The 20,088-nt window shown below is 35.1% G+C and carries 15 protein-coding genes and 1 tRNA gene; 8 read left to right on the top strand and 8 right to left on the bottom strand.

The genetic code is table 11. The annotated features are described in order from the left end of the window. Positions 1-30: 30 nt before the first annotated feature. The 4 genes from HNQ00_RS12795 (at position 31) to HNQ00_RS12780 (ending at position 3,907) form a co-directional block, all read left to right on the top strand. A complete protein-coding gene (locus HNQ00_RS12795) occupies positions 31-372 on the top strand; it encodes a GxxExxY protein (protein WP_173838897.1) in 342 nt (113 codons plus the stop codon). 98 nt (positions 373-470) lie between these two features. Beyond that, positions 471-1,088, top strand: a complete 618-nt coding sequence (gene bioD, locus HNQ00_RS12790; protein ID WP_173838896.1) for a dethiobiotin synthase — start codon at positions 471-473, stop codon at positions 1,086-1,088. Between the two features lie 75 nt (positions 1,089-1,163). After that, positions 1,164-2,435, top strand: a complete 1,272-nt coding sequence (gene bioA / locus HNQ00_RS12785; RefSeq protein WP_173838895.1) for an adenosylmethionine--8-amino-7-oxononanoate transaminase — start codon at positions 1,164-1,166, stop codon at positions 2,433-2,435. A gap of 317 nt (positions 2,436-2,752) precedes the next feature. Then, positions 2,753-3,907 (top strand): beta-ketoacyl synthase N-terminal-like domain-containing protein, encoded by a 1,155-nt coding sequence (locus tag HNQ00_RS12780; protein ID WP_173838894.1) that lies wholly within the window; start codon positions 2,753-2,755, stop codon positions 3,905-3,907. Between the two features lie 486 nt (positions 3,908-4,393). Here the strand turns inward: HNQ00_RS12780 and HNQ00_RS12775 are convergent, their stop codons facing one another. After that, complete coding sequence (locus HNQ00_RS12775) at positions 4,394-4,867, bottom strand: regulatory protein RecX (RefSeq protein ID WP_173838893.1); 474 nt, start codon at positions 4,865-4,867, stop codon at positions 4,394-4,396. 296 nt (positions 4,868-5,163) lie between these two features. Here HNQ00_RS12775 and HNQ00_RS12770 point away from each other — a divergent pair, with 296 nt between their 5' ends. Next, positions 5,164-9,039 (top strand): T9SS sorting signal type C domain-containing protein, encoded by a 3,876-nt coding sequence (locus tag HNQ00_RS12770; protein WP_173838892.1) that lies wholly within the window; start codon positions 5,164-5,166, stop codon positions 9,037-9,039. Between the two features lie 69 nt (positions 9,040-9,108). Here HNQ00_RS12770 and bioB read toward each other — a convergent pair whose 3' ends face one another. The 3 genes from bioB to HNQ00_RS12755 all read right to left on the bottom strand — a co-directional run bounded on the left by bioB (position 9,109) and on the right by HNQ00_RS12755 (position 11,794). Next, the gene (gene bioB, locus HNQ00_RS12765; RefSeq protein WP_173838891.1) at positions 9,109-10,194 is read right to left on the bottom strand and encodes a biotin synthase BioB; all 1,086 of its coding nucleotides are present in this window, start codon (positions 10,192-10,194) and stop codon (positions 9,109-9,111) included. Between the two features lie 115 nt (positions 10,195-10,309). Then, entirely contained in the window at positions 10,310-10,750 is a 441-nt protein-coding gene (locus HNQ00_RS12760; protein ID WP_173838890.1) for a hypothetical protein, read from the bottom strand. Between the two features lie 108 nt (positions 10,751-10,858). Further along, entirely contained in the window at positions 10,859-11,794 is a 936-nt protein-coding gene (locus HNQ00_RS12755; protein WP_173838889.1) for a bifunctional riboflavin kinase/FAD synthetase, read from the bottom strand. A 202-nt stretch (positions 11,795-11,996) separates the two neighbouring features. Between HNQ00_RS12755 and HNQ00_RS12750 the strand changes: the two genes are divergently transcribed. Further along, a complete protein-coding gene (locus HNQ00_RS12750) occupies positions 11,997-14,666 on the top strand; it encodes a zinc-dependent metalloprotease (RefSeq protein WP_173838888.1) in 2,670 nt (889 codons plus the stop codon). Positions 14,667-14,742: 76 nt separating this feature from the next. On the opposite strand, the gene pth is transcribed toward HNQ00_RS12750, so the two are convergent. From pth to HNQ00_RS12735, 3 genes are all read right to left on the bottom strand, one after another. Next, a complete protein-coding gene (gene pth, locus HNQ00_RS12745; RefSeq protein WP_173838887.1) occupies positions 14,743-15,417 on the bottom strand; it encodes an aminoacyl-tRNA hydrolase in 675 nt (224 codons plus the stop codon). Between the two features lie 384 nt (positions 15,418-15,801). Next, positions 15,802-16,416, bottom strand: coding sequence for a 50S ribosomal protein L25/general stress protein Ctc (locus HNQ00_RS12740; RefSeq protein WP_173838886.1), 615 nt, complete (start codon positions 16,414-16,416; stop codon positions 15,802-15,804). A 36-nt stretch (positions 16,417-16,452) separates the two neighbouring features. Further along, entirely contained in the window at positions 16,453-17,394 is a 942-nt protein-coding gene (locus HNQ00_RS12735; RefSeq protein WP_173838885.1) for a ribose-phosphate pyrophosphokinase, read from the bottom strand. Positions 17,395-17,612: 218 nt separating this feature from the next. Between HNQ00_RS12735 and HNQ00_RS12730 the strand changes: the two genes are divergently transcribed. Then, positions 17,613-17,692, top strand: a tRNA-Leu gene (locus tag HNQ00_RS12730). Between the two features lie 154 nt (positions 17,693-17,846). On the opposite strand, the gene HNQ00_RS12725 is transcribed toward HNQ00_RS12730, so the two are convergent. After that, positions 17,847-18,719 (bottom strand): AraC family transcriptional regulator, encoded by an 873-nt coding sequence (locus HNQ00_RS12725; protein WP_173838884.1) that lies wholly within the window; start codon positions 18,717-18,719, stop codon positions 17,847-17,849. Positions 18,720-19,336: 617 nt separating this feature from the next. Here HNQ00_RS12725 and HNQ00_RS12720 point away from each other — a divergent pair. Continuing rightward, the gene (locus HNQ00_RS12720; RefSeq protein WP_173838883.1) at positions 19,337-19,933 is read left to right on the top strand and encodes a hypothetical protein; all 597 of its coding nucleotides are present in this window, start codon (positions 19,337-19,339) and stop codon (positions 19,931-19,933) included. The last annotated feature ends 155 nt before the right edge of the window (positions 19,934-20,088 follow it).

Genomic DNA, 20,088 nt, shown 5'->3' with positions numbered 1-20,088 from the left:
ACTGATTCGACGGATTAAAACAGATTTATTATGAGCGAATTGTTACATAAAAAAATTACGGAGGATATAATTAAGATATATTTTGACATCTATAACCAGTTAGGATACGGGTTTTTGGAGAAGATTTATCAAAATGCGATGTTTTTTGAATTAAAAAATAAAGGATACAATGTTAAGGCTCAAAGTCCTATAAAAGTATATTTAAAGGGGCAATTATTGGGAGAGTATTATAGTGACTTACTAGTTGAAGATAAGGTAATAGTTGAGCTTAAGGCATGTGAAGTCCTCAAGAGTGCTCATGTAGCGCAATTGATGAATTATTTAAAAGCAACTCAAATAGAAGTAGGTCTCTTGTTGAATTTTGGAGAATAGGCAGAATTTAAGCGTATAATATATACCAACGATAGAAAAAAGAATTTAAAAAATCAGTGATAATCTGTTAAATCAGTATTATCCGTGGTCTAGTAATTATGAAAATATTTGTAACAGGAATAGGAACTGATGTAGGTAAAACAATTGCCTCATCAATTATAACAGAATCACTACAAGCCGATTATTGGAAACCCATTCAAGCGGGTGACCTTGATAATTCGGACAGTCATAAAATTGAACGCTACATCAGTAACGACAAAACGGTTATTCATTCTAATAGCTATAAATTAAACACGCCAGCTAGTCCACATCTAGCCGCTGAAATTGACGGTTTAACAATTGATTTAGCTAAGATTGTCGCACCAGAAACCGAAAATCATTTGGTTATAGAAGGAGCAGGAGGCTTATTTGTACCATTAAATAATCAAGATACTATTGTCGATTTAATTGCTGCAGATTATAAAGTAGTAGTTGTTTCAAGACATTATTTGGGGAGTATCAACCATACCCTGTTAACGATTGAAGCATTGCAAAACCGCAAGATCAATATTGCTGGAATTATTTTCAGTGGTGAACAAAATCAAGCTACTGAGTCCATAATTTTATCCAAAACTGGAATTCGTTTTATTGGTCGCATTGAACAAGAACCTTACTTTGATCAAAATGTAATTAAGGATTACGCTGATCAATTTAGAGATAAGTTGTTAACTCTATAAACATTACGCATTTTATTCTTTGCGTATGGCACTCTGTTTGTCTCTGCGTATCTTTGCGACATAATTTATTTTACCATGACATTATCAGAAAGAGATCAAGAATACCTTTGGCACCCTTATACACAACATAAAACAGCTGCGCTTCCTATCGCTATTAAAAGAGGAGAAGGCGCTTTGCTTTGGGACGAAAACAACAAAGAATATATTGATGCTATCGCTTCGTGGTGGGTGAATCCCTACGGGCACAGTAATAAATACATTGCCGATGCGATTTACAAGCAGCTAACGACGCTAGAACACGTACTTTTTGGTGGATTTACGCACGAGCCAGCAATCGAACTTGGTGAAAAGTTAATCGAAATATTGCCTGATAACCAACGAAAAATATTCTTTTCTGATAATGGTTCAACGGCTGTAGAAGTAGCGATCAAAGTTGCTTTGCAATTCTTTTTTAACAAAGGCGAAAAACGAACCACAATTATAGCTTTCGAAAATGCCTTTCACGGAGACACATTTGCTGCTATGGCGGCAAGCGGAATTTCCTTTTATACGCAGGCATTCGAAGGGATGTTTATTGACGTGGTGCGCATTCCCGCTCCTGTCAAAGGGCAAGAGCAAGAGAGTTATGATGCTTTGAGGTCACAAATTAAAACCAACAATTGCGCTGGTTTTATCTTTGAGCCTTTAGTGCAAGGTGCTGCCGGAATGGTCATGCACGAACCGGAAGCTTTGGCAAAATTGATTACCATTTGCAAAGAGAATAATGTCTTGACCATTGCTGACGAAGTAATGACTGGTTTTGGAAAAACAGGCAAGACTTTTGCAATGAATTACGTCAATGAAACTGCCGATATGTTATGCTTGTCTAAGGCATTGACTGGTGGAACTATCCCTATGGCGATTACCACTTTTACGCAAGAAATTTTTGACGCTTTCTATGACGAAGATATTAATAAAGCCCTTTTTCACGGACATACTTTTACAGCTAATCCTACGGGTTGTGCCGCTGCATTAGCGAGTTTAGAGTTGTTAAAAACTCCCGAAATGCAAGCGAATTTAGTTCGTGTCAATGCCAATCATTTGGCCTTTCAAACAAAAATTAAGGAGCATGCTAAGGTTAAAACCACTCGTGTTCTGGGAACTATTTTTGCTTTAGAAATAAAGACAGAAGGAGCAGCAAGTTACTATGGAAGCTTACGAAACAAACTCTACGATTTCTTCATCGAGAATGGCGTAATCTTAAGGCCAGTGGGAAATATCGTGTATATCTTGCCACCGTATATCATCAGTGATGTACAATTAGGAAAAATATATCAAGTAGTCGAACAAGCACTTGATATAGTTTAATTTGGAGCTAATCCTGCTATCCGTTGCAATCTTTACCGCCTTAAAGAACGGCGATAAAGGATTTCCACTGCTATCAGGGCTAAAAAACAATAAGTGGAAAGTCAACTAATGATTTGAATTCTAAAAACGCTTTATTTGGTCGCATTCGTTATGCAGTTTGCGAAAAACTTTGCGACCTTTGCTGTTAAATTAAAATCAATTGCACAAAATAAAACAGGGAGAAAATGTCACGTTTAGCTACGCTGATTTCTCTATTTGAATTTTGTGAATCTCTGCGAAAATTCTCTGTGAATCTTCGTGTAATAAAATAATACACCTTGTCACAAATAATATCCATTACCGCTCTCTCGTCTATATCTCCATTGGGTAATGACCCAAAATTAATTTGGGAGCACTACCTGAATGACCAGCATTGTTTTACCCAGAAAAACATTGATAAGGCCCCAACGTTTGTAGCGCCTTTAAACGGAGATTCAATTGCGAAAATTGAAGTACTAAAACATTCAGATCCTAAATATAAGTTTCTAGATAATTCGGTGCTATATGCCATGGAAGCGTCTCGCAAAGCGGTTGAGCAAGCAGCTTGGACAACTGATGATGTATTCGGAATCAATATTGGTTCGTCACGTGGAGCTACTGAATTATTCGAAAAACACCATCAAGAATATCTAGAAACGGGAAAAGCGCAAACATTGGCTTCGCCTACCACTACTCTGGGGAATATTTCCTCTTGGATTGCACATGATTTGCAAAGCTCAGGTCCCGAAATTTCGCATTCAATTACTTGTTCTACTGCATTGCACGCTGTTTTAAACGGTGTCGCTTGGTTAAAATCAGGTATGGTCGATAAGTTCTTAGTAGGTGGTAGCGAAGCCCCTTTAACTGATTTTACCATAGCGCAAATGCGTGCTTTAAAAATCTATTCAAGGTCAGATGATGCGTATCCAAATCGTGCATTAGATTTAGAGAAAACGCAAAACACTATGATTCTTGGTGAAGGCGCAGCAGTTTGTTGTTTAGAAATAGGGAAAAAAGAAAACGCATTGGCTTTTATCGAAGGAATTGGTTACGCCACAGAGGTTCTGGAACACAACATATCCATTTCTGCAGAAGCCACTTGTTTTCAAAAATCCATGAAAATGGCCTTAAAAGATACTGAATTATCAGATGTAGACGCCATTGTTATGCATGCTCCAGGAACCATCAAGGGTGATTTAACAGAGTATAGAGCAATCCAAAAAGTCTTTGGCGAAAGCTTGCCATTACTGACCACAAATAAATGGAAAATCGGACATACTTTTGGCGCTTCAGGGTTACTAAGCTTAGAGTTGGCTATCATGATGATGCAACACAATACCTTCATCAGTGTCCCATTTGCTAAAGCGCAAAAACAAATCAAGCCCATTAAAAAAGTATTAGTTAATGCAGTAGGTTTTGGCGGTAATGCTGTGAGTGTACTGCTTTCGTTATAGCATATTTGTAAATAGATGTTGTAATTGCTCTTTAGTAAAACAAAAGTTTTCTTAAAATTGAGGTGCTAAACGAGTTTTGTTTAAGATTTAGTAATTATAATAATTTTAGCGTACACCGTCTTTCGATAGAGAGCTGCTTGCTAATACGGTTCTCGACTCCGCTCGAACTGACAGAAATGAAACAATTTTAGTTCAATGTCATTTACAATTTTCTTAGAAGTAAATCCACTTAAATCTGTGGAATCCGCATGCCATTATTAAAAAGGAAGAATAATAAATATATCAACTGCAATCCCTTTCATAAACAAGAAAAATCCGTTAAATCTGCGTGCCAATAGCCAAAGACGAGAATCAGAAAAGCGGTAAGCTCATTCCATTTTAAAGAAAAAAATCCGTTTTAATCCGCTAAATCCGTGTCATCCGCGTTCCAATAGCTAAAACCAAGAACAGTTGGTCCATAAGTTACGGCCATTTACAAAACAGAAATCAATCCTTGTTTTCTAATTCCTTCACTTTTTCATAGACCAAATTACTTTCAAAACCCTTTCGCAATAAACTATCACAAACTTTTTTTCGTTTTTTCATGGAATTTGTTTCCCTAGTATTTTCCCAAGTTCGCAACGCTATTTTCTCGAAAGTTTCATAATATTCTTCGGGAGTAATTTCTTTTAATGCCGTGCTAATTAAGCGCTGATTTATTTTTCGGAATTTCAGTTCATTTGTAATTCGGATGTTTCCCCAATATTTAATGCGGTGTTTGCCACGAGCAAAACTGCGAGCAAAACGCTCTTCATTCAAGAAATTATCCTTGATTAAATGTGCTATGATTTGGTCAATTTCATTAGCATCCATTTTCATTGTGAGAAGTTTAGACTCTACTTCTTCATGACAACGCTCTTGATAAGCACAGTAATGTTCTATTTTTTTAAGCGCATCTTTTATGGTGTAGGTAGGATTCATGCAAACAAAGTTAGACAATAAATACTGTTAGTTAGGAGAAAAGTTATCGCTTAATTACAGCTACTTGTTCGTTTTACTTCTTTTTTAAAGTGATAGATAAATGCATTTTATTAGTAGTTACTTTGCTGATTGCGGTGGTTTAAGTGCGTTTTGTATTATTAATAAAATTAACATATATTTGTAACTAATTGTTTATTAGAATATTAAATATATTCAATCTTTCCCCCCTTATCAGGCATATTAATTACTGTTGGATTAAAAATTAATCCATTATAATAATTTAATACCCTATAATTTTGATTCGAAAAATTACTCTTCTACTTTTTATTGCTTTTTTAAATTCTCAATCTTGTATTGCTCAAGAAGGTTTAGTTGATAGAACTTTTAACACCTATGACGACGGACTCAAAGGAGATGGTTTTGATAAAACAGTCAGGACAATAGCTGTTCAGGCAGACGGGAAGTTAATTGTAGGTGGTGATTACTTAAATTTTAATGGAAGTTATCTGCCTTTCTTGTGTCGCTTAAATAGCGACGGTTCTGTTGATGAAACTTTTGATTTAGGCGATGGGCTAGATAAAAAGGTTGAGAAGGCAATAATTCAGGGAGATGGCAAAATCATTGTCGCTGGTTCTTTTACAAATTATGATGGTTTTCCGGTGGGACGCTTGTTACGACTGAACTCTGACGGATCACGCGATGAAAGTTTTGATACAAGTTTAGCAGCCCAGAACAATATTATCTATGATATCGAACTACAAACGGATGGTAAATTAATTGTAGTAGGGAGTTTGACTAAATACAACGGAGTTAAGGTAGGTCGTATCGTTAGAATTTTAAATGATGGTACTATAGACCCAAGTTTTCAGCCTCTAACTGGAGCTAGTGGGTTAATTAGAGAAGTCAGTATCTTGAAAAATGGCAAAATTGTTATAGGAGGTACATTTGAAAGTTATGATGGTATTAGTTGTAATAAAATTATGCAATTAAACTCCGATGGGAGTCCTGATACTTCATTTAATACTGGATTGGGTTTTGATGAAGGTGTTACTGCCTTAGATGTGCAAGAGGACGGGAAGATTATTGTAGGAGGTACGTTTACACTGTACAATGGTGTAACTGCTAATAAAATTGTTAGGCTTAATCAGGATGGTTCGATTGATGGTAGCTTTCTATCTGGAACAGGAATTAGTAATAGTAGTGTTGCCGTTATTGAGGTCATGCCATCAGGAATTATTATGGTGGGAGGAGGTTTTACTCGTGAATATAATGGCAGTGCTGCTAGAAAGATTTTACAATTAAATCAAGATGGTTCAATAAATACCTCTTTTGATATAGGTGCAGGCCCTGCAACGGCAACAGTTTATGCTTTCGCAAATGGGCTAGACGGGAGTTGGTTCATAGGTGGCTCTTTTTCTGTTTTCGATAAAAAAAATAGAGGTAGGTTAGCTAAATTAGATGTTACTGGTGCCTTAGATGAGGATTATTTAAGTGCTAAAGTAGGTTTTAATAATTCGGTCTACAAAGCGTTAGCTTTAGCAAATAGTCAGACAATGATTTTTGGAAATTTTAGTACTTTCAACGGTAAAGAGGTATCAAGAGTAGCTCGACTTAATGAAGATGGTGGCTTAGATAACACTTTTAATACCAATGAGAGTGGAGCTAATAATACTGTAAGAACAGCAGTATTGCAAGCTGACGGTAAAGTGCTAATGGCCGGTGCTTTTACTAAATATAATGACGAAGTGATAAGTAAAATCGTTAGACTAAACGATGACGGAACTGCAGATGTAACTTTTGCGAATGGAAGTTTGATAAATAATCAAATTTATGTTTTAGCATTGCAAGATGATGGCAAAATACTAGTAGGTGGTAGCTTTAAAAAGTACAATGGTACTGAGGTAAATCGGCTGGTTAGATTACTATCTAACGGAGCGGTAGATGGAAGTTTTAATACGGGCTCGGGGCCAGATGGAACGGTAGAGTCCATTATAGTTCAAAACGATGGAAAGTTAATTGTAGCGGGTAAGTTCCTTTCTTTTAATGGTCAATTGCACAGTAGATTGGTCCGACTAAACCAAGATGGTAGTATAGATACTTCTTTTAAGACCGGAAGAGGCTTTGATAAAAACGTGTATGCAGTTGCCCTGCAATCTGACCAGAAAATTATTGTAGGAGGTATTTTTCAAAATTATAATACAGTCTTGAAGAAACGATTAGTGCGACTTAATCAAGACGGTAGCGTTGATTCCAGCTTCCTTAGTGGAACAGGAATGAGTAATGGAACCATTAGATCTATATTGATTCAAGCTGACGACCGTTTAATTATAGGAGGTACTTTCACTGGAAAATACGATGGTAATGCAGTTAAAAGAATTGCGAGACTTAATGCCGATGGAAGTTTTGATAATTCTTTTCAAGTAGATTTAAACAGCACACTATATGCGACAGCAATTACCGCTAAGAATAAATTAATCATTGGTGGAAACTTTAATTCAGTTTCAGGACTTGCAAATCATAGGGTTGCTCGTATCAATTTATGTTTGAATTCAACAAGTTGGGATGGTGTAAAATGGTCTAATGGGTTGCCAACATCAGAGAAGAGTATTTCTTTTTTGGATGATTTTAGAAGTATAAGTTCGTTAGAAGCTTGTAGTTGTACAATCGCAGCAGGAAAGTCAGTTGTGATGAATGAATCCCACAATTTGTCGTTGACCAGTAATTATTTTGGCCTTGGTCAATTAATTTTGAATCACGATGCTAACTTGTATCAGGCGGATGACAATGTGATCAATATGGGAATTGCAACAATAAAGAATCGTAGTGATTTAATGGTTAAGGGCGATTACCAACTTTGGTCTTCTGCTGTTCATAGCCAAAAATTAAAAGAGGTTTCACCGGCTACAGATTTTTCTAATTTATATGGTTTTAGTACGGCAACTAATACTTGGATTAAGGAAAATGGGGAAATAGCAATGCAAGTTGCTAAAGGATATCGGATTGATGCTCCTCAAAATTTTGATACATCAGTAAGAAATTCATTTGAAGCAATCTTTAACGGTGCACCTAATAACGGAATCTACAATATTAAACTAGGTAATAATAAATCTAGAAATCTAGTAGGTAATCCTTATCCTTCAAGTCTAGATGCCAATCAATTTCTTTTAGCAAATGAAAAAGCGATTATAGGTACTATTTACTTTTGGTCACATGACAGCTACGCTTCTAATAATGATAAAGCAAAGAATGGTTTTGCAGCTTATAATTTATTTGGCGGTGTTGGTATTGCGTCTACTAAATTAGAGGGAATAGCTAGTAGCAGGCCTAGCGGACAGATTTTATCAGGGGATGCTTTCTTTGTTACTGCTGAAGGTACTGATGACGTTTTGCTTTTTAATAATGCTATGCGCATAAATCCCTTACCAACTGTTAGTAAGGATTCAGTAGAGCATTCAGCGCCAAAACACCGCATTTGGGTCAATATGTATAATGAAGAAACTGCTTTTCAGGAAATTCTGGTAGGTTACAGTATAGATGCGACAGATGGATTCGATAAAAAGTTTGATGGTGAAGTTTTTGATGATAATGCTACTTTAGCGTTTTACAGTTTTATTGACGATAAAAAGATGGCTATTCAAGCATTGAATAAATTTGAAGATACAAACGAAATTAATTTGGGCTACACTGCAGTATTGGCTGGAGATTATGAAGTAGATGTAGTTGATTACGACGGTATATTTACAGAAAATGATATCTATTTATATGATGCTGCTTTAGATAGTATTCATAATACTAAAGTTTCGAATTATAAATTCACAACTGCTATTGGCGAGTTCAATGATCGATTTAAAATTGTTTTCAAAGACGATGTAGATGATAAAGTTATTGACGATGTTATTGATGAAGAGGTTGTAATTGAAGATATTGAACCTGATGATTTAGCTCCATTTTCGACCTTTATTTTAATGCATGATAAAAAGCTTGAGATATCTTCAGATAAACGTATTAACCATGTTTTAATTTATGATATGTCTGGTAGGGAGGTGTATAGAAAAACAGATGTAAATACAAGCTACCTCTTACTTGAAAATATTCTCAACATTAGAGCTGTTTACATTGTCAAGGTAGTTACAACGAGTGACGAACTTTTTACTAAGAAAGTGATCTACTAATAAGTTAAAACAAAAAATCCTGCTAACCAGAAGGCTAGCAGGATTGCTATTTAATTTATCTTTAGTTTCTTATTTACCTTTGGTAGACGCTTCTAAGTTGCGATCGATAGTATGTCCTGGTCGAGACCATTTTGGTTTTTCTCCTAGAGTTGTAAATTGAGAATCTTGTGCTTCAACAGTTGCCGGTTGCGATACTTTAGTAAAAGGTTTTTGCGGATTTAAACCTAACATTTCAAACATTTTCATGTCTTCGTTAACATCAGGATTAGGAGTTGTAAGTAGTTTATCTCCAGCAAAGATAGAGTTTGCTCCAGCAAAGAAGCACATTGCTTGACCTTCTCTACTCATGTTCATTCTACCTGCAGATAGACGCACTTGTGTTTCTGGCATAATGATTCTAGTTGTAGCAACCATACGGATCATCTCCCATATTTCAACTGGCTTCTCTTCTTCCATTGGTGTTCCTTCTACAGCCACAAGAGCGTTGATTGGTACTGATTCTGGTTGCGGACTTAAAGTAGAAAGAGCAACAAGCATTCCTGCCCTGTCTTCAATACTTTCTCCCATTCCAATGATACCACCACTACATACAGTAACGTTAGTTTTACGTACGTTTTCGATAGTTTGTAAACGGTCTTCAAAACCACGTGTAGAAATAACTTCTTTATAATACTCTTCAGAAGTATCTAAGTTGTGATTGTATGCATATAATCCTGCTTCAGCTAATCGTTGTGCTTGATTTTCAGTAATCATACCTAAGGTACAGCATACTTCCATGTCAAGTTTGTTTATGGTACGCACCATTTCAAGAACTTGGTCAAATTCTGGTCCGTCTTTAACGTTTCTCCAAGCTGCACCCATACATACTCTAGAGCTTCCTCCAGATTTTGCGCGCAATGCTTGTGCTTTTACCTGACTCACGGTCATCAAATCATTACCTTCTACAGAGGTGTGGTATCTTGCAGCTTGTGGACAATAACCACAATCTTCAGGACAACCTCCAGTTTTGATTGATAATAGTGTAGATACTTGTACCACGTTTGGATCGTGATGTTCCCTATGAGTTGAAGCTGCTTCAAAAAGCAAATCCATCATAGGTTTGTTATATATTGCTATGATTTCCTCTTTTGTCCAATTATGTTTTGTAGTGCTCATTGATACGTTTATTTAATGCGCCAAAAGTAAACAAATTGTTCTAAACAATCAACGCATTACTCTAAAAGCTACGCGGTCATTATAAATCTAGCTGTATGAGTGCTTATAAATCTTTTTATGATTCAGAGGGGTAACGTCTTTTCCAGAATAGTAGCAATGTGAAGCTAACTATCACAGCCGAAACAATCCCTTCAAACAGTAGTGAAGTGCAGTAACTTGCGATTGTAGGTTCGCCACCAAATAAAAAAGAATCTGATAATGATTCAATATATTTATTTCCTCCTTTTACATCACTGTAAATTGCTAAACTCAAGATGCTTAAAATAACACCAGTTAGTGAAGTTGTTAAAGCTGATTTTGCATTTTCAGGAAAACTATTCTTACCATCGTTGTAATTACTCTTTAATGTAAGATTAGTGAAGTAAAAAATAAAGACAATATTGAGCATTCGCATATAATACAAATCACTTAAATTGAGTGCTTGCATTATCAAAAAATAGATGCCAATCCCAACATAAATAAGTATTCCGTTTTTTAAATCTCGTGTTAATTTCATAATCATAGTTTTAAATTAGGTTGTTAACTTATTATATATGAATAAGTTTTAACCCAAATTTAATAAAATGTTCTAGTCTAATCCTTATGAAATTCAATGAATATATTACTAAACTTTGCTGTTAGCGATGTAATTAATTGCTGTCTTTTTATCGAAATTTAATTGCGTAGTCAAGTCATTTAATGAATCAAATTTTTGCTCTGGTCTCAAGTAGTGTAGCAGGCTTACAGTGATTTTTTTATCATAAAGGTCCTCGTTGAAATCAATAAAGTGAACTTCTATGGCTAGTTTTTCACTTTTAACGGTAGGATTAAATCCAATATTCATTATGCCATGGACAACTTTATTGTCAATAGAACTCTTTACAATGTAAGCACCGTTTTTAGGAATTAATTTGTACCCTTCCTCTATGTGTAAGTTAGCAGTTGGGAAGCCAATAGTTCTACCTAATTGCTTTCCTTTTACGACAGATCCAGAAATGAAATACTCATAATCAAGATAATTGTTAGCGAGTGTCATATCGCCATCTGACAGTGCTTGCCTAATTTTTGTAGAACTAACTGATATTGCGTTTATTTCCTGAACGGATATTTGCTCTACCTCAAATCCATATTTATGACCATATTCGATTAAATCATCAATATTAGCGGTACGATTTCGTCCAAATCTATGGTCGTGGCCAATGATTATTTTCTTGATATTCAATTTACCTACAAGTACCGTTTCGACAAAATCCTCAGCGGTCAAGCGAGAGAAGGTTTCATCAAAGGGATGTACGATTAGATTTTCTATTCCAATTCCTTCTAAGAGCTCAATTTTTTCAGGAATCGTATTTAGTAATTTTATTTCTGATTGTTCCTGAAGGACCATGCGTGGATGCGGAAAAAAAGTTAGTACGAGACTCTCATATTTTGAGTTTTCGGTACCTTGTGTTACTTTTTCCAGAATTTTTTTATGACCGATGTGCACGCCATCAAAAGTTCCTAATGTTAGAATTGTCTTTTTATTTGAACTAAAATCGTTAATAGAATTAAAAATCTTCAATGGGATTGTTTTATGATTACGCAAATTTATACTATCTATTTTAATTGACAGAATATAGGGAATTGATTTTAAGTATTTTTTATAATCCGTTTGTCAAAAATTAGATAGATAGGAGCTTAAATCATTTTTAGTGAATTGATTTTTAATTTTAAGAATCTTATTACTTCAAATGTTTTATTTTTGAAGCTATATAAATATTGACATGAAAAAAATTACCCTGCTATTTCTTATAATCTGTTGCTGTTTTACGATGACTGCACAAACACAGTCACCTTGGACAGTTGTAAATAGTAATTCGAATTCAGCTAGGGTTACTTCACAAACTATTGCAGACCAGCAATTGCGATTACAATTAAATATGGCGCAATTAAGAGGGGCTTTAAATATAATTACTGATGTTAAAGGTTCATCTACAACAATTCTAATGCCTAATGCAAGTGGTGTTATGGAAGAATTTCAAGTTTGGGAATCTTCTAATTTTGCACCAGAGCTCCAACTTAAATATTCCGCTATTCGCGCCTATGCAGGTAAAGGAATTACGGATCCCACTGCTTCGCTGCATTTTAGTCTTAGTGATAATGATGTTCAAACAATGGTTTTGAGAGGAGATAAGGAGAGCGAGTTTATTGAACCTACCGCTGGAGATAAAAAATATTATAGCATTGTAACGGCTACAAATAGAACTCTAGGTATGTTACCTATGATTTGCACTACTGAGGATATTGCTATAAATAAAAAGATTGCAAATATAACGGCAAGGGCTTCTAACAGACCTAAAGTATTTAAAACTTTGCGTCTTGCCTTATCGTGTACAGGAGAATATTCTACTTATTTTGGAGGTACAGTTGTGAATTCATTAGCAGCGATGAATGCTACTATGAGTAGAGTAAATGGTATTTTTAATAAAGATTTATCCTTGCAGTTAAACTTAATTGCAGATACTGAAAAGTTAATTTATTTAGATGCAAATGTAGACCCATATTCTGACGCTGATCGTGGAGCCGATGGTGCATGGGCTCTTGAATTACAAGAGAATTTAACTAAAGTGATTACTAATGCAGGCTATGATATTGGGCATTTACTAGGGGCCTCAGGAGGTGGAGGAAATGCAGGTTGTATAGGCTGTGTTTGTGATGCTCCCACAAGTATAGATCCTTATGGAAAGGGGAGTGGGTACACTTCTCCATCAGACAGAAAACCAGAAGGGGATAGTTTTGACGTAGATTTTGTTGCTCATGAGATGGGTCATCAACTAGGTGCAAACCACACATTTTCTTATGAAATCGAAGGTACCGGTGTAAGTGTCGAACCTGGAAGTGGTACTACTATTATGGGTTATGCTGGAATAGCGGCAGGCTATAATGTTCAAAACTCCTCAGATGACTATTTTACTCATGCTAGTATTGTGCAAATTCAGGAAAATCTAGATACTAAAGATTGTCCAGTAATTACAGCAATTGCGACAGCTGCTCCAGATGTTGATGCAGGAAAAGACTATAGTATTCCTAAAGGAACGGCCTTCATCTTAAAAGGGAGTGCGACTTCTACAAATAGCGGTTTAACGTATACTTGGGAACAAAATGATAGCGCGGTAAATACCGATGGTGATGCTAGTTTTGCGGTTCCTACTAAGCTTGACGGTCCGCTTTTTAGATCGTTGCCTCCTAGTGCGACTGCAATTAGATATATGCCATTGTATAGCGATGTTTTAAACAATCGCCTTACGATAAGTTGGGAGTCTGTGGCTTCCGTGGCGCGAAAATTACACTTTGTCTTGACGGTACGCGATAATGCATCGTTAGGGAAAGCACAAACTAACTACGATGACGCAACAGTAAACGTATTAAGCACTGCAGGACCATTTGAAGTGCTTTCTCAAGATTCGAATGAAGAGCATTGGTTGCGCGGACAATCAAAACGTGTTAAATGGGCGGTTAACAATACAAATACTATTGAAGGAGCTGCAAATGTCAATATTAAGTTGTCTATTGATGGCGGACTTACATTTCCAATTGTTTTAGCTGCCAATACTCCTAATGATGGGAGCGAAGATATTATTGTTCCAGCTGTTACTGCTAAGCAATGCCGTGTATTGATCGAACCTACAGATAATATTTTTTATGCTTTAAATAAATCAGCTTTTGCGATAGGATATCAAGTTACAAATGAGTGTGCAAACTTTCCTTTTACAGCTGCTACAGCAACCGAAATCCCAGAGGGCTTGGGTTATCGAACGTTTGAAATTACTGTCCCTGCTACTACAGCAGTTGTTGCCGATGTGAATTTTAATGTGGCATTTACGCATCAATATTTATCAGATGTAGATATGCAAGTTGTTAGCCCTAGTGGCACTACTGTGGTATTGTTTAATAGGGATTGCGGAGATGATAATGGTAGTCTTTCTATTGCGTATGATGATGATGGTGGCGCACTTAGCTGTGGTAGTAGTGCTCTACAAACTGTTGCTCCTGCCGAAGCATTGTCTGTTTTTAACGGCGAACCCGCAGCGGGAAAGTGGTTGTTTAAGGTTAGAGATAGCTATACTAGTGATACTGGAATGATAGATACGGCTTCAATAGGTATTTGTACTAAAGATTTTGCATTAGATACGACTGATTTAACTAGTGAAGTAGTATATGCGTATCCAAACCCGACTAGAGGGGAGTTTACTGTTAAGTTTATATCAAAGGGATTGAACCCTATCGTGGTTAAATTATTTAACGCAACAGGTCAAAATGTTTTTGAAAAAGAGTTTAATAAACAAACCACTTTTATAGAAGATATTCAGTTAAATAATGTTGCTTCAGGAATCTATTTCTTAAAGTTGACAGATGGTGATAAAGAGGAAGTTCGTAAAATTATAATTTATTAAATTACTTATATAGCCTCCGCTTTACGGTGTTTGAAGGAATAAAAAAAGGAGAATCTTTAGTAAGATTCTCCTTTTTTTATTTGCCATTATAAGTTGTCATGGTATTTTCTAAGCCTGCTGTTCCAAAGTTTTTAATAATCTCAGATGCAGTTTCTAAACGCTCAGGAAGTTTTTCCTTTTCGATATCGTCCCACTCTCCTAAAACATAATCTACTTGCTGCCCCTTTTTAAACTCATCACTAATTCCAAAACGGAAACGAGGATATTGATTCGTGTTTAAAACAAAATTGATGTTTTTAAGGCCATTGTGTCCGCCATCGCTTCCCTTAGGTTTTATTCGAATGGTTCCAAAAGAAAGATTCAAATCATCCGTTATTATAAAGATATTCTCTAATGGAATATTCTCTTTATCCATCCAATATTTCACCGCTTTCCCGCTTAGATTCATGTAAGTATTTGGTTTTAATAGCAAGAATGTTCTGCCTTTAAATTTATACTCAGCAAGAGCACCTAGTTTTACTGTCTCGAAAGGAATCGATTCTTTTCTAGCCAAATGATCTAATACTTTGAAGCCTATGTTATGTCTTGTGTTTACGTATTCGGCACCAATGTTACCTAGTCCTACTATTAGAAATTTTTTACTCACGCTTTCTATATTGTTTTTCTGCTGTTCTTGAACTTCGAGTTTTGTGTAATCTGTATTTTCTACTGTTTCTGTTTTTGAAAACAGTGTTTTGATCCATTGTATCATGTTGCAAAAGTAAACTTAATTAGATAAAATGACAATGAGATGATTGGCAAAGTTTCAATGCTTGGTTTATAATGCTTGGTTTATATTGTGCAGTTTAAAACTTCCTTATATATGTTTTTAATTTTTTTTTCCCAAAAAGTCTTAGGTGTTATAAACGCTCTTTAATAGCCCCGATAGCAATGGAAATCCTTTTTAATCGCTTTGTTGCGATAAAAAGATTGTAATGAATAGCGGGAGGGGTGTTGAAAGAGGTAGTGAATACTGTGCTACTAAAAAGGATATTTTGTATTTTATTTTTCGAAAGCAAAGAATTCGAAAGTAAAAGTGTAAAAAAAAAGCACCAGTAATAAAACTGATGCTTTTGATATGTTGTAGAGAAAAATATTATTTTTTCTTTCCTTTTGCTGGTCCTGCTTTTGCAGCTTTTGCAGCCTCTTGAGCCGCTTTCATAGCAGCACGAGAAATCTTCACTTGACAGATAACAGTGTTGTCTGGGTGCATGATTTTAAAGTCTGGAGTAGGAACTTGAGTAACGTATAATTTGTTACCCATGTTAAGTGGAGTAATGTCAGCCTCAACAAAATCAGGAAGATTTTTAGGTAACGCTTTTACTTTTAATTTACGGTTGTTTAAACGTAAATCTCCACCTGCCATAACTCCTTTAGAGTTACCAATGATTTTAACAGGTACTTCAATAGTGATTTCTTTCTCATCAAAGATTTGGAAGAAGTCAAGGTGAAGGATTTTGTCAGAAACTGGGTGAACTTGGATGTCTTGCATGATAGCGTTAAAAGACTTTCCGTTTGCCAATTCAATCACAACTGTGTGAGCGTTTGGAGTGTAAACCAAGCTTTTGAATGCTTTTTCTTCTGCTGAAAAATGTACTGGTTGATCTCCTCCGTATAACACGCAAGGAACCGCTCCAGCATTACGTAAGGCTTTAGTCGCAACTTTTCCTACGCTTTCTCTTTCTGATCCTTTAATTGTAATCGATTTCATTGTAATATATATAATTGTTAATAATACTTGTTTTTGTTACATGATGAACTTCCCGCTGATCGAGTTGTTATGATGTACCATGTGCATAACTTCAGCAAAAAGTGGGGCACAACTCAACACTCTTATTTTTTTAGATTCTCTCTTTAATGGGATAGAATCAGTAACTATTAATTCTAATAATTTAGAATTCTCTATCTTTTCGTAAGCTCCTCCTGATAAGATGGCATGAGTACAAATAGCTCTTACGCTTAATGCTCCTTTTTCCATCATTAAATCAGCGGCTTTCGCCAAAGTGCCTCCGGTATCAATCATGTCATCTACTAAGATTACATTCTTGCCTCTTACCTCACCAATTAATTCCATGGTATCGATAATGTTTGCTTCTTTTCTTTGTTTGTAACAAATAACCACGTCTGATTCTAAAAATTTAGAATAAGCATATGCTCTTTTTGAACCTCCCATATCTGGAGAAGCAATAGTCAAATTGTCTAATCCTAAACTTTTTACGTAAGGTAAAAAGATCGTAGAAGCAAAAAGGTGGTCTACTGGTTTTTCAAAAAATCCTTGAATTTGGTCAGCATGCAAATCCATGGTCATTACTCTTGTTGCTCCAGCAGTTTCTAACAATTTAGCTGTTAGTTTAGCTCCTATCGGCACTCGCGGCTTATCTTTTCTATCTTGTCTAGCCCAACCAAAGTAAGGTATTACTGCTGTAATATGCCTTGCTGAAGCACGTTTTGCAGCATCAATCATAAGTAATAATTCCATCAAATTATCAGAATTTGGGAATGTAGAACATACAATAAACACACGTAATCCTCTGATTGACTCTTCATAAGAAGGTTGAAACTCGCCGTCACTATATTTTGACATAGTAACTTTACCTAGTGGAATTCCGTATTCTGCGGAAATTTTTTCAGCTAGATAGACACTTTGTGAACAAGCAAAAATTTTAGCTTCTGGTTCTAGGTGTGACATTTAATTTGTTGTTTTGTAGTTAGTTGTGTGTTGCGTTTTTAATGCCGTGCAAATTTATGAAATTTATTCAACTCTGAAAGAAAAAAATTAAGTAATTTTAGTAGAAATTGTAATATTATTTTTTACATTTGCACCGTGTTAAAGAAACAGCTATTAGGCTACCACCTTATAGTTCTTTATTGCGTTGAAATGACTGTCGTTATTTCATGTCTGCTAAAGCCCGGATGGCGGAATTGGTAGACGCGCTGGTCTCAAACACCTGTGGGAAACCGTGCCGGTTCGACTCCGGCTCCGGGTACTTAAAAGCCTCTTAATCTTATGATTAAGAGGCTTTTTGCTTTTTAAACGTGATTAAGGATTTATTCTATAGTGTTGCTTATTTCTTTTGCTTTGTTATATGTAATAAAATTTATGGTAATTGAACAGTGCATGTTCATAGATGCGTTCAAATCCTATTCTAAGTAAGAACGCAATTCTTGTCTATACTGAGAAGCGCTTTTTCCTGTAAAATCTTTAAATGATTTATTAAAATGTCCAAGATTGTTGAAGCCGCTTTCGTGTGAAACAGCTGCAATATTAATTTGTTTTTCTGCTAGTAATTTTGAGGCATGCACTAAACGGTAATCGTTTACAAACTTTGTAAAGGTCTTATTACTAGTTTTTTTAAAATACCTACAAAACGAGGGCACCGTCATAGAAACCAGATCGGCAACTTCTTCGAGTGCGATGTTTTCATGAAAGTGCTCTTTCACATAATTAAAAACGATATTCATTCGATCATTATCTTTCATTTCTGTTTCAATAGTGACTGTTTCTGCATTTAGAATTGTGCTATCATTAGATAATTCAAGTTCGTTAAGGATTGTGATAAGGCTTAGCAATCGTGACAGTGGTGTTAATTGAGCAAGTGCTTCTATTTGAGGTCCTAATTTTTTTTTAGTTCGTTCTCCAAAAACAATTCCTTGCTTTGCCTTATTAAATAAATTTTTAATAGCAATCATCTCAGAAGCGTCCATAAACTGCTCTCCTAAGAAGTCTGGTTTCATTTGCACAACAGTTTCACGGTTGTTAGTTATCTCATTAGAATTGAATCCGCAATGTGGAAGATTGCTACCTATTAATATAAGGTCGCCATCGTGAAAGTGAGATACGTGATTTGCTATTTGACGTTTACCTGATCCCTTATTAATGTATACTAGTTCAATTTCGGGGTGATAGTGCCATTGACTATTATGTTCATTATTAATCTTATCATGATTAGATAGTGTAAATGAACTCCCAAAGGATGGAACTATAATTTTCAAGTTGGGTAGTACAGGTCTCATTTATTCAATTTTGATGCAAATATACAAAATAGTGTAAAATTGTTAGTTTTTTTAACCTTTATCGATTTCGCTAACGAGTTAAATAGGCTAAAGTGTGAAAATGATGAATTAAATGTAATTTCTATGTTTGTTGTAATGTACTTTTTGTGGCTGATTTTCATCTTGGATTGAGAATGTTACTTATTAATTAAGCTACATGGATTTGGTATATTTAATGTGGCATAGCTTTTAATAAATTTTAAGAATTTAGTTTTATTATTTTCTATATAGAAAGTATTCCCTTTTAATTAAAACTATGATTTGCTCGCGTTTTTTATATGGGGTAATTTATTGTTTCCAGTAATAATGGTCTTGTAGTCGTAATTTCTTTGATTAGAAATACAAATGCTCATAATTTGCGATATGTGTTTAAAATAGTAATATAAAATTTGAATCTAGAAATTTTATCTTATTTCTCTACTTGAGAAATCTTGCGAATTATTCAATAAAATACTTCTTTATCGTTTTCGTAAAAGGTAAAATACCGTGTAATGATGGAAAATGTGCATTATATTCAATGATACTGTTGGTATAACTTTGTCATAGTTAAAAGGATTATAAATCTAAAAACTTAAATTATGAAAAAGATTTTTAAATTAACAGTAGCTTTAGTAGCACTATTATCTACAATCAATGTAAGTGCTATTGGGAATGATTTTTCTATTGATGTGAGAAAGGCTGATGGAAAAACTTTAAGTTTTGCTCTTCATGAATCTAATAAGGTGTTGTTATCAATATATGATCAAGACCACAAAATGATTCATACAGAAATGGTAAACGCTAAAGGAAGTTTTTATAGAAAATATGATTTGAATTCTTTGCCGGCAGGTTCTTATTTTTTAGTAGCTGAATCTGATCTTAGAACAGCTACATATGAGATTGCAGTTTCTACAAACAATGCTGTTTTAAAAGCGATACCTATTAGCGAGGTAGCTAAGCCTACTTTATCTAAAATAAACGGGTTGGTGAAGTTAAATCTGGATAATAAGGCAAATACTCCAGTAGCAGTAAAAATCTACGATGAAGCTAATGAACTGATATATTCAGAAGTGTTTTTAAACAAGAGTATAGTAGAGAAGGTTTTTGATATCAATGAAAGGTCATATGAGAATTATACTTTCATCGTGAGCTATGACACTGATAAGTTTTTTGAAAAAACAATATCGGCAAAATAATATTACGTTCCCTTATAAAAAAAACAGCTCTATCACTAGAGCTGTTTTTTTATGATTGTTTGTCCCGTCCTGAAATAGCGATACACAAAAAGTATCCTTATGGAAAAACATGAAGAAACACGCTATGTTAAGCGTACCCAAAAAGATTACTCAAT

Source organism: Flavobacterium aeripolare, assembly GCF_013294025.1.
Classification (GTDB): Bacteria; Bacteroidota; Bacteroidia; order Flavobacteriales; family Flavobacteriaceae; genus Flavobacterium.
The sequence above is the reverse complement of the archived record's forward strand: the minus strand, read 5'-3'. Positions and strand labels throughout refer to the sequence as shown.

Excerpts from the sequence above, each read along its gene's own strand:
- HNQ00_RS12725 (WP_173838884.1), bottom strand. The coding sequence starts at position 18,719 with ATGAGACCTGTACTACCCAACTTGAAAATTATAGTTCCATCCTTTGGG.
- HNQ00_RS12735 (WP_173838885.1), bottom strand. The coding sequence starts at position 17,394 with ATGTCACACCTAGAACCAGAAGCTAAAATTTTTGCTTGTTCACAAAGT.
- HNQ00_RS12775 (WP_173838893.1), bottom strand. The coding sequence starts at position 4,867 with ATGAATCCTACCTACACCATAAAAGATGCGCTTAAAAAAATAGAACAT.
- HNQ00_RS12760 (WP_173838890.1), bottom strand. The coding sequence starts at position 10,750 with ATGAAATTAACACGAGATTTAAAAAACGGAATACTTATTTATGTTGGG.
- bioB (WP_173838891.1), bottom strand. The coding sequence starts at position 10,194 with ATGAGCACTACAAAACATAATTGGACAAAAGAGGAAATCATAGCAATA.
- pth (WP_173838887.1), bottom strand. The coding sequence starts at position 15,417 with ATGATACAATGGATCAAAACACTGTTTTCAAAAACAGAAACAGTAGAA.
- bioD (WP_173838896.1), top strand. The coding sequence starts at position 471 with ATGAAAATATTTGTAACAGGAATAGGAACTGATGTAGGTAAAACAATT.
- HNQ00_RS12720 (WP_173838883.1), top strand. The coding sequence starts at position 19,337 with ATGAAAAAGATTTTTAAATTAACAGTAGCTTTAGTAGCACTATTATCT.
- bioA (WP_173838895.1), top strand. The coding sequence starts at position 1,164 with ATGACATTATCAGAAAGAGATCAAGAATACCTTTGGCACCCTTATACA.
- HNQ00_RS12740 (WP_173838886.1), bottom strand. The coding sequence starts at position 16,416 with ATGAAATCGATTACAATTAAAGGATCAGAAAGAGAAAGCGTAGGAAAA.
- HNQ00_RS12795 (WP_173838897.1), top strand. The coding sequence starts at position 31 with ATGAGCGAATTGTTACATAAAAAAATTACGGAGGATATAATTAAGATA.
- HNQ00_RS12750 (WP_173838888.1), top strand. The coding sequence starts at position 11,997 with ATGAAAAAAATTACCCTGCTATTTCTTATAATCTGTTGCTGTTTTACG.